The sequence below is a fragment of the Georgenia sp. Z1491 genome (assembly GCF_057652395.1).
The window spans coordinates 3490072-3504817 of the sequence record NZ_CM172729.1 but is presented as its reverse complement, the minus strand read 5'-3'; the positions used below and the strand labels follow the sequence as shown (position 1 = coordinate 3504817).

Annotated in this window: 12 protein-coding genes; 8 read left to right on the top strand and 4 right to left on the bottom strand. The window is 71.2% G+C overall.

Annotated elements, in window-relative coordinates; all coding sequences use genetic code 11:
• Window positions 1-13: 13 nt before the first annotated feature.
• Both AC24HA_RS16190 and AC24HA_RS16185 read right to left on the bottom strand, forming a co-directional pair.
• Window positions 14-1393 carry a 3-oxoacyl-ACP reductase gene (locus AC24HA_RS16190; protein ID WP_425707610.1) on the bottom strand — a complete coding sequence of 460 codons (1380 nt, stop codon included), beginning with the start codon at window positions 1391-1393 and terminating at the stop codon, window positions 14-16.
• A complete protein-coding gene (locus tag AC24HA_RS16185; RefSeq protein ID WP_425707630.1) occupies window positions 1390-2712 on the bottom strand; it encodes an acetyl-CoA C-acetyltransferase in 1323 nt (440 codons plus the stop codon). Before AC24HA_RS16185 ends, AC24HA_RS16190 begins: the two co-directional genes overlap by 4 nt.
• A gap of 130 nt (window positions 2713-2842) precedes the next feature.
• Between AC24HA_RS16185 and AC24HA_RS16180 the strand changes: the two genes are divergently transcribed.
• The 5 genes from AC24HA_RS16180 to AC24HA_RS16160 all read left to right on the top strand — a co-directional run bounded on the left by AC24HA_RS16180 (window position 2843) and on the right by AC24HA_RS16160 (window position 8136).
• Window positions 2843-3820: a TetR/AcrR family transcriptional regulator gene (locus tag AC24HA_RS16180; protein ID WP_425707611.1), complete on the top strand. Its 978-nt coding sequence runs from the start codon at window positions 2843-2845 to the stop codon at window positions 3818-3820.
• Complete coding sequence (locus AC24HA_RS16175) at window positions 3817-5970, top strand: acyl-CoA dehydrogenase family protein (protein WP_425707612.1); 2154 nt, start codon at window positions 3817-3819, stop codon at window positions 5968-5970. Before AC24HA_RS16180 ends, AC24HA_RS16175 begins: the two co-directional genes overlap by 4 nt.
• 401 nt (window positions 5971-6371) lie before the next feature.
• A complete protein-coding gene (locus tag AC24HA_RS16170) occupies window positions 6372-7475 on the top strand; it encodes a hypothetical protein (protein WP_487563548.1) in 1104 nt (367 codons plus the stop codon).
• Entirely contained in the window at window positions 7472-7750 is a 279-nt protein-coding gene (locus AC24HA_RS16165) for a hypothetical protein (protein WP_425707614.1), read from the top strand. The genes AC24HA_RS16170 and AC24HA_RS16165 overlap by 4 nt, the downstream gene beginning before the upstream one ends.
• Window positions 7747-8136: a TA system VapC family ribonuclease toxin gene (locus AC24HA_RS16160; protein WP_425707615.1), complete on the top strand. Its 390-nt coding sequence runs from the start codon at window positions 7747-7749 to the stop codon at window positions 8134-8136. Before AC24HA_RS16165 ends, AC24HA_RS16160 begins: the two co-directional genes overlap by 4 nt.
• A 114-nt stretch (window positions 8137-8250) precedes the next feature.
• Here AC24HA_RS16160 and AC24HA_RS16155 read toward each other — a convergent pair whose 3' ends face one another.
• Window positions 8251-9219 (bottom strand): hypothetical protein, encoded by a 969-nt coding sequence (locus AC24HA_RS16155; protein ID WP_425707616.1) that lies wholly within the window; start codon window positions 9217-9219, stop codon window positions 8251-8253.
• 376 nt (window positions 9220-9595) lie between these two features.
• Here AC24HA_RS16155 and AC24HA_RS16150 point away from each other — a divergent pair, with 376 nt between their 5' ends.
• On the top strand, window positions 9596-10558 hold the full coding sequence (locus AC24HA_RS16150) for a nucleoside hydrolase (protein ID WP_425707617.1): 963 nt from the start codon (window positions 9596-9598) through the stop codon (window positions 10556-10558).
• Window positions 10559-10824: 266 nt separating this feature from the next.
• On the opposite strand, the gene AC24HA_RS16145 is transcribed toward AC24HA_RS16150, so the two are convergent.
• Entirely contained in the window at window positions 10825-11640 is an 816-nt protein-coding gene (locus AC24HA_RS16145) for a QueT transporter family protein (protein ID WP_425709963.1), read from the bottom strand.
• A gap of 581 nt (window positions 11641-12221) precedes the next feature.
• On the opposite strand from AC24HA_RS16145, the gene AC24HA_RS16140 reads away from it, so the two are divergent.
• Both AC24HA_RS16140 and AC24HA_RS16135 read left to right on the top strand, forming a co-directional pair.
• On the top strand, window positions 12222-13937 hold the full coding sequence (locus AC24HA_RS16140; RefSeq protein ID WP_425709964.1) for an ABC transporter ATP-binding protein: 1716 nt from the start codon (window positions 12222-12224) through the stop codon (window positions 13935-13937).
• A complete protein-coding gene (locus AC24HA_RS16135; protein WP_425709965.1) occupies window positions 13934-14713 on the top strand; it encodes an energy-coupling factor transporter transmembrane component T family protein in 780 nt (259 codons plus the stop codon). The genes AC24HA_RS16140 and AC24HA_RS16135 overlap by 4 nt, the downstream gene beginning before the upstream one ends.
• Window positions 14714-14746: the final 33 nt, after the last annotated feature.

Sequence of the window (14746 nt, the reverse complement as noted above, 5' to 3'; positions counted from 1 at the left end):
GGTCGTCACAGCCTTACCGCCCCACGAGGAGCTGGCCGCACACGCGCAGCACCTCACCGTTGATGCCGCCGGCCTGCGGGGAGGCGAGGAACGCGATCGCCTCGGCCACGTCGACCGGGAGCCCGCCCTGCTGCAGCGAGGACATCCGCCGGGACGCCTGCCGCGGCACCGCCGGGATCTTCGCCGTCATGTCCGTCTCGATGAAGCCCGGCGCCACGGCATTGGCAGTCCCGCCGGATGCGGCCATCAGCGGCGCGAGCGCCCGCGTCATCCCGATGATCCCGGACTTCGCGTACCCGTAGTTCGTCTGGCCGCGGTTGCCCGCGATGCCCGACGTCGAGGCGAGCGAGATGATCCGCGGCGCGTGCGCGGCGTCGCCGAGCGCGCCCGGCTCGGCGAACGTCTCGTTCATCAGCACGGGTGCCGCGATGTTGACGGCGAGCAGGTCGGCGAACCGGTCCTCGGTCATGTTGGCGAGCAGCTTGTCGCGCAGGATCCCGGCGTTGTGCACGACCACGTCGAGCCGCCCGTACCGTGCGTGGGCGGCGGCGAGGATCCGCTCCGCGGCGTCGTCGCGGGTGACGTCCAGCTGGAGCGCGATCCCGCCCGCCGCGTTGACCGTGGCGGCCAGGGCCTCGCCGGCCGCGGGCACGTCGACCCCGACCACGTGGGCGCCGTCGCGGGCCGCGACCCGGGCGATCTCCGCGCCGATGCCGCGCGCGGCCCCCGTCACGGCGACGACGAGACCCGTCAGCGGCCGTGCCCAGTCCGCAGGGGCCTGCCCTCCGGGCCCGGCGGTGAGGATCTGTCCGTCGACGAACGCCGAGCGGGCCGAGAGCAGGAACCGGGCGGCCCCCGCCGGCGACGGATCGCCCGCAGACGCACCGCCGGCCAGGGCGATCCCGTTTCCGGTCGCACCGGCGCGCAGCTCCTTGGCGAGCGAGCGCACGAACCCGTCGACCCCGGCGCGCGCCGCCGCGAGCCCCGGGGAGTCCTCCGGCCCGGCGGCGCGGGAGAGCACGAGCACCCGCGCGCTGGGCGCGAGCTCCCGCAGCGTCCCGCCGACGGCGAGGGCCGGCTCGGTGAGGTCGGCGCTGCGCTCCAGGCCGGTCGCCACGAGGACGACGGCGCCCAGCTTGCGCGCGCCGCCTGGACCTGCGTCGCGGCGCACGTCGGCGCCCCAGGCGAGCAGGTGCTCGACCAGGGCGTCGGCGTCGACCCGCGCGGCGTCGGAGCCGTCGGTGAGGACGACGACCCGCCCGGGCACGAGCGGGGAGTCGACGTCCGTCAGGTCCGCCGTCCGGCGCAGGACGGCGGGTCGGGGCAGGCCGAGCTGCTTGGCGACCGCCTTGCCCGGGCCGCCATTGACGAAGGAGAGGTAGGAGTCGTTCACGCCGCCTCCAGGACCATCGCGACGGCCTGGCCGCCGGCCGCGCACACGGAGATGAGGCCGAGGGCCTTCTCGCCGGGGCGGACCTGGGACTCGCCGCGCTCGGCCAGGAGCTTGGCGAGCGTGCCGACGATCCGCCCACCGGTTGCGGCGAACGGGTGGCCGGCGGCCAGCGACGAGCCCGCCACGTTGAGGCGGCTGCGGTCGACCGTGCCGACCGGCTCGCTGCGGCCGAGGCGCTCGCGCGCGAACGTCTCGTCCTCCAGCGCCGCAAGGGTGGCGAGCACGGTAGACGCGAAGGCCTCGTGGATCTCGACGAGGTCGAAGTCGGCGAGGGTGAGGCCGGTGCGCTCGAGCAGCGCGGGGATGGCGAACGCGCCGCCCATGAGCAGGCCCTGGGCGCCGTCGACGAAGGAGACCGCGCCCGGCTGGGCGTCGACGACGTGCGCGAGCACGGGCAGGCCGCGCTCGGTCGCCCACTCGTCGGAGGAGAGCAGGACGGTGGAGGCGCCGTCGGACAGCGGGGTGGAGTTGCCGGCCGTCATCGTGGCGGGCGGCGCGCCCTCGGGCAGGTTCTTCGTGCCGAACACCGGCTTGAGCGTGGCGAGCTTCTCCAGCGACGTGTCCGGGCGCAGGCCCTCGTCCTTCGTCAGGCCGCGCAGCGGGGTCATGAGGTCGTCGAACAGGCCGCGCTCGTAGGCGGCGGCGAGGTTGGTGTGGGAGGCGAGCGCGAGCTCGTCCTGCGCCTCGCGGGTGATGCCCCAGGCGGCGGTGGTCAGCGCCTGGTGCTCGCCCATGGACAGGCCGGTGCGGGGCTCGTTGACGTCGGGCGCCACGGGTGCGAGGTCCCGGGGGCGCAGCGCGGCGAACGCCTTGAGGCGGTCGGCGGTCGAGCGCGCGCGGGACGCCTTGAGCAGGACCCGCCGCAGCTTGTCCGTCACCACGATGGGTGCGTCCGACGCGGAGTCCGTGCCGCCCGCGATCCCGACGTCGATCTGGCCGAGCGCGATCTTGTTGGCGATCCCGACCGTGGCCTCCATGCCCGTGGCGCACGCGCGCTGGACGTCGTAGGCGGGGGTCGTCGGGTCGAGCGCGGTGCCGAGGACGGACTCGCGCGTGAGGTTGAAGTCCTTGGGCTGCTTGAGCACGGCGCCGGCCACGACCTCGTCGATCCGCTCGCCGGCGAGACCCGTGCGGGCCACGAGGCCGTCGAGCGCGGCCGTGAGCAGGTCCTTGGTGCTGAGGGAGTCGTAGGCCGATCCGGCCTTGCCGAACGGGGTGCGGTTCGCGGCCACGACGGCGGCGCGGCGCGGGGTGGGCATGGGGATCACGTGGGGGTCCTCGCTTCGCTGGGACGACGGTGCTGGAACGCGGGCTGGAACGACGGTGCTGGAACGACGGTGCACACGGGCGCATCTGGCCGGTACTCAAAGTACCTGATACTTTGGGTACATGGTACAGGCCGGGACCGAGGATGTCTCGGGCGCCGCTGCGCCCGGGGCGGCCGCGCCGCGCGCCGACGGCCGCACGACGGAAGCCGCACCGCGCGCCGACGGCCGGACGACGAGATGGGACGACCACCGCGCCGCCCGGCGACTCGAGCTCGTGCGGGCCGCGCGCCGCTGCGTCCACGAGCGCGGGCCGGACGTCTCCATGGACGACCTCGCCGCCCACATGCGCACGTCGAAGTCGATCCTCTACCGCTACTTCACGGACAAGGCCGGGCTGCAGCGCGCCGTGGGGCAGCACGTCCTGCACCGCATGCTCCGCGAGCTGACCGAGGCCGCCGCGCGCACCGGCGGCCCGCGCGAGCGGATCCACTCGATGGTGGCGGCCTACCTGCAGATGGTCGACGACGCCCCGCACGTCTACGCCTTCGTCACCTCGCCCACGGGGGAGGCGGCCGGGGACGTGCGCGGGTTCGTCGCCGAGGTCGACGTCGTCATCGCCCGCACGCTCGTCCCCGCGGTCCTCGGGCTCGACGACGACGCCGAGGTCGAGCACGTCTCGCCCGAGCAGGCGACCCGCGCCACGCTGTGGGCGTCCGGCGTCACCGGCACCGTGCGGTCCGTCGCCGACCGCTGGCTCGCGGCCCGCGCCGAGCTCGAGCGGATCGGCGTGGACGCCTCCTCCGCGGCCCCGGCCACCTCCGGACCGGACGCAGCCGCGGCGGCGGGCTCCGGCGTCGGGCAGGACGTGCCCGACCCGACCACCTCCGGACCGGACGCGGCCGCGGAGGTGAGCTCCGGCGTCGGGGGACTGACCCACCTCGACCTCGAGACCGCCGTGGCCGGCGTCGACCGCGACGAGCTCGCCGCCTTCATCGCCTCCTGGCTGTGGGACGGGGCCGTCGGCGTGCTGCGGCGCGCCCGCAGCGACACCCGCCCCCGCACCGTCCCGACCACCCGAACCGACAAGGACGTCACGTGACCCAGACACCCATCCGCCCCACGCACGACTCGCCCACGACGACGCCATCGGCGCACACCCCGGCGAGCGTCCAGCGGGCCGACACGCGTATCGACGGCGCCGAGATCACGCGGCTGCTCGGCGGCCGCTGGTGGCACCTGCGCTCCGCCGCGCGGGACCTCGCGCTCGACCCGCGGATGCGCAAGATCGAGGGGCTGACCCACCACGAGCACCGCGAGCGCGTGCTCACCCAGCTCCACCTGCTCACCGAGATCGGGGACCCGCTGCGCGCGTTCCCCGCCCGGCTCGGCGGCCAGGACGACCACGGCGGCTCGTTGGCGTCGTTCGAGGAGCTCGTCGTGGCGGACCCGTCGCTGCAGATCAAGGCGGGCGTCCAGTGGGGGCTGTTCGCGTCGGCGATCCTCCACCTCGGCACCGCCGAGCAGCACGACCGCTTCCTGCCCGGCGCCATGGACCTCAGCGTGCCCGGCGCGTTCGCGATGACCGAGCGCGGGCACGGCTCCGACGTCTCCGGCGTGCTCACCACCGCCACCTACGACCCCGACACCGACGAGATCGTCGTCCACACGCCGGTCGAGGCCGCGCAGAAGGAGTACCTCGGCAACGCCGCCCTGCACGGGAAGGCGGCGGTCGTGTTCGCGCAGCTGATCGTCGACGGCGTGAACCACGGCGTGCACGCGATGTACGTGCCGGTGCGCGAGGAGCGGCCGGACGGGTCGCTCGTGCTGCTGCCCGGCGTGGGCAGCGCCGACGACGGCGTCAAGGGCGGCCTCAACGGCATCGACAACGGGCGCCTGTGGTTCGACCACGTGCGGATCCCGCGGGTCAACCTCCTGCCGCGCTACGGGGCCATCGCTGCCGACGGCACGTACTCCTCGCCGATCGAGTCCCCGGGCCGCCGGTTCTTCACCATGCTCTCGACCCTGGTCCAGGGGCGCGTGTCCCTGTCCAACGCGGCGACCGGCTCCGCGCGGATGGCGCTCGCGATCGCCGTCACGCACGCGGAGCAGCGGCGCCAGTTCACCGGCGGTGACCCGCAGGAGGAGGTCGTGCTGCTCGACTACCAGCGCCATCAGCGGCGGCTGCTTCCGCGGATCGCGCGCACGTACGCGCTGACGTTCCTGGGGGCCGAGCTGCTCGAGCGGTTCGACGACGTCTTCTCCGGCCGTCACGACACCGACGAGGACCGCCAGGACCTCGAGACCCTCGCCGCCGCCACCAAGCCGCTCGCCACCTGGAACGCGCTCGACACGATCCAGGAGGCGCGCGAGGCGTGCGGCGGCGCCGGGTACATGGCGGAGAACCGGCTCACCGGCCTGCACGCCGACCTCGACGTCTACGCCACGTTCGAGGGCGACAACAACGTGCTCCTCCAGCTCGTCGGGAAGCGGCTGCTCACCGACGCCGGCAAGGAGATGATGCAGATGGACGTGGCGGGCACCGTGCGGTGGGTCGCCGCGCGCGCCGCCGACACGGCCCTGCACCGCACGCCGCTGCGTCGGGCGGCCCAGTCGATCCGGGACTCCGGGTCGAAGGCCCGTTCCGCGGGGCACCTGCGCTCCGCGGACGTGCAGCGCGAGCTCCTCGAGGAGCGCGTGGAGACCATGGTCGAGGAGATCGTCATGGGGATGCGCTCTGCCCGGGGGATGTCCGACGAGAAGGCGTTCGAGGTCTTCAACTCCCACCAGGACCGGATCATCGCGGCCGCCCGCGCGCACGGGGAGCTGCTCGCGTGGGAGGCGTTCACCGACGCGCTGTCGCGGGTCCGGGACAAGGAGACCTTCGAGGTGCTGCGCACCGTGCGGGACCTCTACGGCCTCACCGTCATCGAGGACGACCTCGCGTGGTACCTCGTCAACGGGCGGATGACCGCCCAGCGGGCGAAGACCGTGACCAGCTACGTGGAGCGGCTGCTCGCGCGGCTGCGGCCGCACGCCAAGGCTCTCGTGGACGCGTTCGGCTACTCGCCCGAGCACCTCGGCGCGCCGATCGCCGGGCCGGGCGAGGCCGAGCGGCAGCAGGAGACGCGCGAGTACCAGCGGCGGCTCCGTGCGTCCGGCGAGGCGCCCGTGGACGAGAAGACGTTGCGGGCACAGGCGAAGCAGGAGTCCCAGGACGCGAGGGCGGAGCAGCCCGGCGCTCCGGCGTAGCTGCCGGTGTGCCGGCGTAGGCGGGTCGGCGGGTCGGCCACCTTTCCCGCGTCTTCGCCGAGGCAATCGGCTAGCCGCCGAGTCAGTTCCCGCGGGGGATTGACTCAGCACTTTGCCGATTGACTGGGCGTCGCTGCGCCCGCCCCGCCGAACAGCTCGGCGCCGACCGACTGGTCCTCCTCTGGGCGCGCCACCCCGTCCACCTGTCTCGCGTCTTCGCCGAGGCAATCGGCTAGCCGCCGAGTCAGTTCCCGCGGGGGATTGACTCGGCGCTTTGCCGATTGACTGAGCGTCGCCGTCGCCGTCGTCGCCGTCGTCGTCGTCGCCGCCACCGTCGACGACGTCTCCACAGGCGGCCCTCGCGCGATCTGATCCACAGCAACCGAGGACGCCCGCGCTCGGTGGCCCAGCCCCGCGGCAGCCTGCCCCGGGTGACCTCCCAGCAACGACCAGAGTTCCGCCCACCGACGATCCCGCTCGTCGTGGAGGCCAGCCGTGGGCGGCCGCTGATCATCCCGGGCGGCCGCGCCGAGCAGCTCCTGACGGCCGGCGGAGACGGAAGGCCCGCCTACTCCCTGCTCCCCGTCCGCCGCGGCTGGGTGGCGTTGATTCCCCAGGGACTGGACCGGTTCGCGCTGCTCGCGGCCACGCACCTCGCGCGAGCCGTGGCAGTCAGCCGATCGACGCCGTCGTCGCAGGCTCTCTCGCGTTACACGGCCGCGCTGCTGCACGGCATCCGCACCTGGGGCGTCCCCGACCGCCCGGAGTTGTGCGGCCCCACGCGTCGGCGCCAGGGTGTGCACCTCGATCATGTACGGCACGTCGCGGCGCTCCCCGAGGAGGATGTCGTTCATCTCGAAGGGCTGCCGGTGACGTCGCCCCACCGCACGGTCCTCGACATCGTGCGCTCGGCCCACCCGCGCGACGCCCTCGTCACGGCAGACGATCTGCTTCGCGTCGCCGGCGGCTTCGACCGCTATCACCGCCCCGAGACCGAGCGCGCCGCCGAGCTCGCGCGCGATCAGCTCTTAGGGCTCGTCGATGAGCTCCCTGCCGGCGCGCGAGGCAGACGGAGGGCGATCACTGCCCTGACCTGGGCAAGCCCGTGGGCGGAGTCGCACTGGGAGAGCCACACCCGGTGGGTGGTCCTGCGGTGGGGGAGGCGCGACGTGATCGCACAGTGCCCGGTGGAGACGGCGATCGGCACGTTCTTCACCGACCTCGCGATCCCGGACGGGAAGCGGCGGGACGGGTCGACGCGCTACCTCCACGTCGAGTTCGACGGCGGCGACAAGTACACCCACGCGGACCCGCGGGAGCGGTCGCTTGAGCGGATCGCGGAGCGTGACCGGCAGCGCGCGATCGAGGCGCTCGGCGACACGATGATCAGGCTCGACGCCAAGGACGCCGCTCGCCCCGAGGTCGTCGTCGCGCGGATCGAGTCGGAGCTCCGCGGCCCGCGACCGCGTCTCCGCCCCGTCCGTGAGCTGGGGGAGCAGCGGTGACGCGCACTGTGCATCATATCTGCATCACCTATGATTCAGATGTGCGTACCACCGTCGACCTGCCCCCGGCCGTGCACCGCCGTGCTCAGGAGCTCGCGCGCTCCCGTGGCACGTCGCTGTCGTCGGTGCTCGCCGATCTCACCGTCCGCGGTCTCGCGCAGCTCGATGCGCCTGTCGAGATCGGGACGAGCCCACGAACGGGTCTTCCCGTCCTGTCGGTGGGTAGGCAGGTCACCGCGGACGAGGTCGCAGCGGCACTGGACGACGATTCGTGACCGTCCTGCTCGACGCGAACGTCCTCATCGCCCTGGCGGTCGCCGAGCACGAGCACCACGACCGCGCAGAGCGGTGGGTTGACGGCGTCGAGTCGTTCGCGCTGTGCCCGGTCGTCGAGGGCGCGCTCACGCGCTTCCTGGTCCGGACCGGTGAGGGGAGCCGTGCCGCGGCTGCGCTCCTTGAGGGATTCGGGACGCATCCGGCATGCGTGTTCTGGCCGGACGACCTCTCCTACCGGGACGTCGACATGACCGGGACGCTGGGACACCGGCAGGTGACCGACACCTATCTGGTCGCTCTCGCACGGCACCGTGGGGGCCGGCTCGCGACGTTCGACGCCGCGCTCGCCGCCAGATTCCCGGACGTGGTGACGCTCGTTCCGTAGATGCGGTCTGCCGCGGACCGTGTCCTGGTCACGCCTGCCGGCTTCCGTCGGCCGCGCCCCGAACGCGCGGTTGGTCCTCTGCGCGGTGCCGACATGCCGTCGTGGGCGAACGACCTATCGGGCGGCGCCGCGTTGTCGGCGTGCAAGTCCGCGGGCCCACGTCCGCCGCGTCTCCAGCGCCCAGAACCATACGAACAGCGCGATCTCGTACCACTCGACGGCGAGCAGCCGGTACTCCCAGCCGAGCAGGTGCAGGACGCCGAAGAGGGGCGCCCCGGCGACCATGAGCCAGAAGATGAGGCGGTAGCGGCGCCGCAGGTCACGCCGTCCGGCGTCGAGGGAGGCGTGCGGCCCGCCCGTCAGCTCCGGCCACGCGTGGCTCGCCACGGCGATCGCCAGGTTGACGATGAGCAGCACTGCGGCGGACACGTGGACGCCGGCGAAGTCCTCCCCCTCGACCAGTCGCCAGACGACGAGCCCGACGAACATCACCAGCACCGCGTTCATCACGTTCGCCACGACCCGCGTGAGCCGATGCCTGTTGAGCGGCGCCGGCCGGGACGGGGCGAACCGCACCTCGACGACGACGAACACCACCGACATCACCAGGACCGTCACGCATGTGGCCCTCAGGGCGGTGATCATCTCGTGGCGGGCGGCGGCGTCGAGGGCGTCGAGCGTGGGGCCGATCGACGTGGGGACCAGGGCGACGAAGATCGCGAAGAAGCCCGCGACGTCGAGGCTGAAGTCCTCCAGCGCCGAGGCCCCGCGGTAGGCCACGAGGCACGCCGCGATCCCCATCATCACGCCGACGAACATGTCCCGGATCGGGCCCAGGTAGTACGCGCTGACCGACTCCTCGATCGCGCCGAGCCAGAAGAACGCGAGGACCGAGCCGAGCAGCAGCAGCGCCGGCAGCGTCATGAGGATGAGACGCAGGTACAGGTAGGTGATGCGGGCGACCGGCTCAGACGGAGTGGCATGCTCCGGGGCGTCGGCCGTGCCATGGGAGGTGGACGGTTCCGTCGCGGGGCTCCGTTGCGTGGACTGCCCGACGTCCTCACGATCCGCCCCTCCGCTCACGTCGCCAGGCTATCCAGGGCAGCCGAGGTCGAGCGCGCTGACGAGCGCGGCGGTGGCGATCGCCGGTCCGACGGCCAAGTGGGAGCCGCCCGTGCGACGTGCGATGCGTGCTCGACGACGGTCGGCACGGGCCGGCGCAGGAGCCGTGTCCGAGCCCGGGTCGCGGGTGGACGTCTCACTGCCCGAGCGGCCGCATCTATGAAACGATCTTCCTATCCTATAGGATTTGCGATGGCATTCGAAGGGGCGTGCATACGCCTTTGTGCACGTGCGGGGCGCCACGGCGACGCGAGGCCACAGGCCGACGTGTCGGTCGCCTCGCCCGCGTCAGAACGTTCGGCAACGACCGGACACCTGCGAGAGGTATGGAGTGACAATGGAGCGCTTGATCATCGACACGGATCCTGGGATCGACGACGCTGCGGCGCTGTTCTGGGCCCTGGCCGCCGACGAGTTCCAGGTGGAGGCCATCACGACGGTCTTCGGCAACGTCGACGTCGACACGGCGACACGGAACATGCACAAGATCCTCGCGGTGGCGGGGAGGACCGGGATCCCGGTGCACAAGGGCGCCGCCAGGCCGCTGGTCGGAGAGCCCAACTTCGCCGAGCACATCCACCGGGTCGGCGGCCTGGGCTTCTGGGATTTCCCGGAGCAGGACGCGGATTCCTCCCCGACGCGGACAGCGGCGAAGGCGATCGTCGATGCGGTGATGGCCGAGCCCGGGGAACTGACGATCATGGCGCTCGGTCCGCTGACGAACGTCGCGCTCGCGCTGACGATCGAGCCCAAGGTCGCACAGTCGGTCCGCCGGATCATTTACATGGGCGGCGCAGCGTTGACGTGGGGGAACGTCACGCCCGTGGCGAGCGCGAACATCTACAACGACCCCGAGGCCGCGCACATCCTCGTCCGGTCCGGCGCGCCGCTGACGCAGGTCGGTCTTGACGTCAGCAGGCAGTTCGCGCTGTCCGTCGAGAATCTCGAGGGCCTGTGGACGTCCGGCTCGGATGCCGCTCGAGCACTCTGCGAGATGATCGGCTACCCGGACAATCAGGAGGATCGCCTCGACATGCCCGAGTGGAAGGACGAGGGGATGCACCTCAACGACGTGCCATGCATCGCCTACGCGATCAACCCCGGCTGGTTCGAGGTCCGGCACCTCCATGTCGACATCGAGCTCCACGGTGAGTTCACCAGGGGGCAGACGGTGGTGCACATGATCGACCGCTGGAAGCAGACCCCCAATGTCGACGTGCTCCTGGGTATCGACACCCCGGCGGTGGCGCGGTCGTACGTAGAGACAGTGGGGGCGCAGCGCGGCACGCGCTCGAGCTGAGCCCCGTCACGCCCCGCCGACCGTGCACCCGCGCGGCCGGCGGGGCGTCGCTCCGCCCGGCGGCAGAGGCCCCCGGTGGGCTCCGGCAGAGGCACCCGGAGGTCTCCGGCAGCAGCGCCCGCGAACACCGGCGGGGTATGGGGTTCGCCCGGGAGTGAGAGGCGCGTGTGCTCCGAGCGCGGACTGTCGACAGGACGTGAGGGACGGGGGCGTGCCCGGACGGGATCGTCCGGGCACGCCCCCGTCCCGGTCGGAGGTGGTGCCGGTCAGTGACGCCGCTGCGTCTCGTTCGCGAGCGCTTCCACCTGCTCACGGCCGCCGCACATCACCGAGCCGGCGAAGACGAGGAGGATGAACGGCAGCGGTGCGAATCTGACGAGGGTGGTGCCGGATCCGGCATCGGCGACGTACAGGAGGATGAGCATGGTCACGACGCCACCGATCGCGCCGATCGCGGTGAGGATGAAGCCCACCTTGCGGAACCGTCCGGACGAGACCTCCTCCGGCTCGAGGATGTCGGTCCACAGCAGCCCCCACTTGTGCAGCCGGGGGTAGACGATGCGGATGACGAACGGCGTGACGACGGCGGCGAGGAGCCAGCCCGGCACCAGGACGGCGATGAAGTAGAACTCTGCCGGCGCGAGGCCGAGCAGCAGGGCCACCCAGAAGGTGAGGATGAGCGCGAGAGCGCACTGACGCACCACCTGGATCGCCTGGTACCTCACCACGCGGTTCGTGCTCGTGAGGTTGAGGCCCATGTCGTTGCGGGGGCTGAGTGCGTTCCACAGTTTGTAGGCGAGGAAGCCGTTGACGAAGTTGGCGACGAAGCCGCCGATGGCCCCGGGGCTGAGGGTGCCGAAGAAGTCGCCGATGAGGTTGCCGATCGCTACACCCCAGGCCCCCGCCGGCCCGAAGAGCATGCCGAGGGCGACGGGGAGGATGTCGGCCACCCGGAGTGAGACGTGGCCGGGGATGATCGGGATGCTCTGGAACGGGATCAGCAGCGCGGCGTACATCGCAGCCGACAGAGCGACCAGCACGATCATGTTGGTGTGCCGCCACATCGTGAATATCTCTCGCATCATTGCCACTTTCGACGTCGGGATAGTGGGGGGCTCGTCGCAGCCGCGCGTCCAGCGCAGGCATCCTTGGCGCGCTCGAGGTAGATCGTATAGTATTTGAACAGGCCTGCGGGGTCAACCGTTGCGATCCGATCTGCAGCTTTACGTGGGGTGGGGAGTGCACGGCCGGATGCTTCGGGTGTGGCGCCGCATGGAGCGGGTCGAACTCACGCATGGTGCCGGCCGGCCACGACGCCCTCCTGGGCGTCGCGGCCGGCGGTCCCCCCGTCCTCGAGCTCGGCCGTCGGAGGTGCGTTCCGCGCTCGCTCATGGTGCGGCTGGCGACGCGGGTGGTCGTGTTCCGCAGGGGTTGACACGACCAGAGCTTCAAATACTATAGGATCATTCATCGGTCGGAAGCGGCAGCGTGGCCAGCTGGGTTCGAGCTCTCGTACGGGCACCGGCCGCTCGAGCTCGGAGGTAGCGACGATGCGCGAAGTGTTCACGGCATGGCGGCACACCAACCTGAAAGTGCTGATCGCCCTGTCCGCAGCACACCAGCCTCTGTCCATGACGACGCGGACGCGAGAGGAGTCTTTTCGATGACGAGTGCCACCACCACAGCCGTCGAGCTGCGGGATGTGCGGTTCACCTACCGGGGAGCGCCCGAGGAGACCTTGCGAGGGGTCGACCTCGAGGTCGAGGCGGGCGAGTTCGTCGCCGTGATGGGAGCGTCCGGCGCCGGCAAGAGCACCATCTGCCAGACGCTGAACGGGATCGTCCCCAGGCTCGCCAAGGGGTCGTTCCAGGGGACGGTCATGGTCGGAGGTGTCCTGGTGTCCGACCGGCGGATCGCCGAGATGGCCGAGGTCGTCGGACTCGGGTTCCAGGACTTCGAGGCGCAGCTCTTCTCGACCAACGCGGAGCTCGAGGTCGCCTTCGGCCTGGAGAACATGCGCATGCCCCGCGAGGAGATCCGGGAGCGCGTCGCGACCGTGCTCGAGCAGGTGGGGCTCACGGGGTACAACGACCGGCAGCCGGCCACCCTCTCCGGCGGGCAGAAGCAGCGGCTCGCGATCGCCTCGATCCTCGCCGCGCAGCCAACGGTCGTGTGCCTCGACGAGCCCACCACCGACCTCGACCCGGTCGGCAAGAACGAGGTCTTCGCGATCGCCAGGCGTCTGGCGCACTCGGGTGTGACGCTCATCGTCGTCGAGCACGAGACCACCGAGGCCCTGATGAGCGACCGCATCGCACTCGTCGACCAGGGCCGGGTCGTACGGATCGGTGCGAAGGAGGAGATCCTGCGCGAGGCGGAGCTCTTCGAGGAGCTGCGCATCATGCCGCTGCAGGTCCCACAGCTGTTCGCGCGGCTGGGCGTCGAGACGCGGCAGCGACCGCTGACGGTCGAGGAAGGGGTCGATCGGTACCGGTCCGACGGCCTCGAGCTCGACGTGGACGCCCACCGTGCGCTCCTCGCGGCGGATGCCGACCGCGCGGCGTCCTACGGCGAGGACGTCATCGTGCTGGACAACCTCTCGCACAAGTACCCCACGGGCCTGACGGCGGTGGACGGCGCGACCTTGTCCATCCGGCAGGGTGAGTTCGTCGCCCTCCTCGGTCAGAACGGCTCCGGCAAGACGACGCTGGTCAAGCACCTCAACGGGCTTCTGCAGCCGACGACCGGACGCATCTCGGTCAACGGGAAGGATGTCCGCGAGCACTCGCTGCTGAGCATCGGTAGCCACGTGGCGTACGTCTTCCAGAACCCGGACCACCAGATCTTCTCCGACACCGTGTTCGACGAGGTCTCGTTCGCCCTCCGCAAGCGGCACATGGACGACGACGAGATCAAGGTGCGTGTCGCCGAGGTGCTCGAGGCCGTCGGGATGTCCGGCCAGGAGGAAGAGGACCCGTTCTCGCTGACGAAGGGCCAGCGACAGCGAGTGGCGGTGGCTTCGGCGCTGGCGCTCCGCCCCGAGGTGCTCATCCTCGACGAGCCGACGACCGGCCTCGACTACCACGAGCAGCGCAGCATGATGGAGTTGGTCCGCCGGCTCAACGAGGAGATGGGCGCGACCATCGTCGTCGTCACCCACGCCATGTGGGTCGTGTGCGAGTACGCGCACCGCGTCGTCGTCATGAAGAATGGCTCGGTCGTCAGCGACGGCACGACGCGCGAGGTCTTCGCGCAGGAGGAACAGCTCGAAGGGATGGCGCTGGTACCGCCGCCGGTCGTCTCACTGTCCAACGAGCTCGGCCACACCGTCCTGTCGGTGGACGAGATGCTCCAGATCACCGGGGGCGGTGCGCGATGAACCTCTACCTGTACCTCGACAAGGACACGATCTTCCACCGGCTCGACCCGCGGACGAAGATGCTCGTCCTGGCAGGCCTTTTCGTGCTGGCCTTCCTGTTCATGTCACCGATCGCGAACCTGGCGCTCCTCGTTCTCGAGCTCGCGCTGGTCACGTGGTCGCGGTCCTGGCCCAACGTCCGGCGCTTCGCCGTGCTGCTCGTCATCATCATGATCGGGACGATCGTGATGTTCGGTCTCATCCAGGGCGGCGAGACACCGCTGATCGGATTCATCAAGTTGGAGGGCATCGTCCACGGTGTCTCGATCGGCCTGCGGGTCGTCTGCCTCATCATCGCCGGGCTGATGTTCCTCTCGACGACGACGAACGAGGAGCTGCTCATCGGCCTGGTGCGCATCGGCGTTCCCTACCGGTTCGCCTTCGCGCTCTCGACAGCCCTCCGGCTCGTCCCCACCGTCCTCGGTACGGCGCAGATCATCATGCAGGCGCAGCGGAGCCGCGGCCTCGACATCGAGGCGGGCAACATCATCAAGCGCCTCAAGAACATGGCGCCGATCGTCATCCCCGTCTTCATCTCGACGATCCGGTCGACCCACGTCTTCTCGATGGCGCTCGAGTCGAAGGGCTTCGGCGCGTTCGAGGACCGCACGTTCCTCCTCGACCCGAGGTTCCGCGGTATCGACTGGGGCTTCGTCACAGCCATCGTCGTGCTGCTCGCAGGCGCCGTCGCGCTACGACTCATGGGGGTGGGCGCCTCCCTCTCCCCGTTCGTCTAGGCCGAGGTCGGCGAAACCCACCGAGGTGCCACC

Bases quoted from the DNA above. Each gene is read 5' to 3' on its own strand.
- AC24HA_RS16180 (WP_425707611.1), top strand. From the start codon at position 2,843: ATGGTACAGGCCGGGACCGAGGATGTCTCGGGCGCCGCTGCGCCCGGG.
- AC24HA_RS16135 (WP_425709965.1), top strand. From the start codon at position 13,934: ATGAACCTCTACCTGTACCTCGACAAGGACACGATCTTCCACCGGCTC.
- AC24HA_RS16185 (WP_425707630.1), bottom strand. From the start codon at position 2,712: ATGCCCACCCCGCGCCGCGCCGCCGTCGTGGCCGCGAACCGCACCCCG.
- AC24HA_RS16150 (WP_425707617.1), top strand. From the start codon at position 9,596: ATGGAGCGCTTGATCATCGACACGGATCCTGGGATCGACGACGCTGCG.
- AC24HA_RS16140 (WP_425709964.1), top strand. From the start codon at position 12,222: ATGACGAGTGCCACCACCACAGCCGTCGAGCTGCGGGATGTGCGGTTC.
- AC24HA_RS16145 (WP_425709963.1), bottom strand. From the start codon at position 11,640: ATGCGAGAGATATTCACGATGTGGCGGCACACCAACATGATCGTGCTG.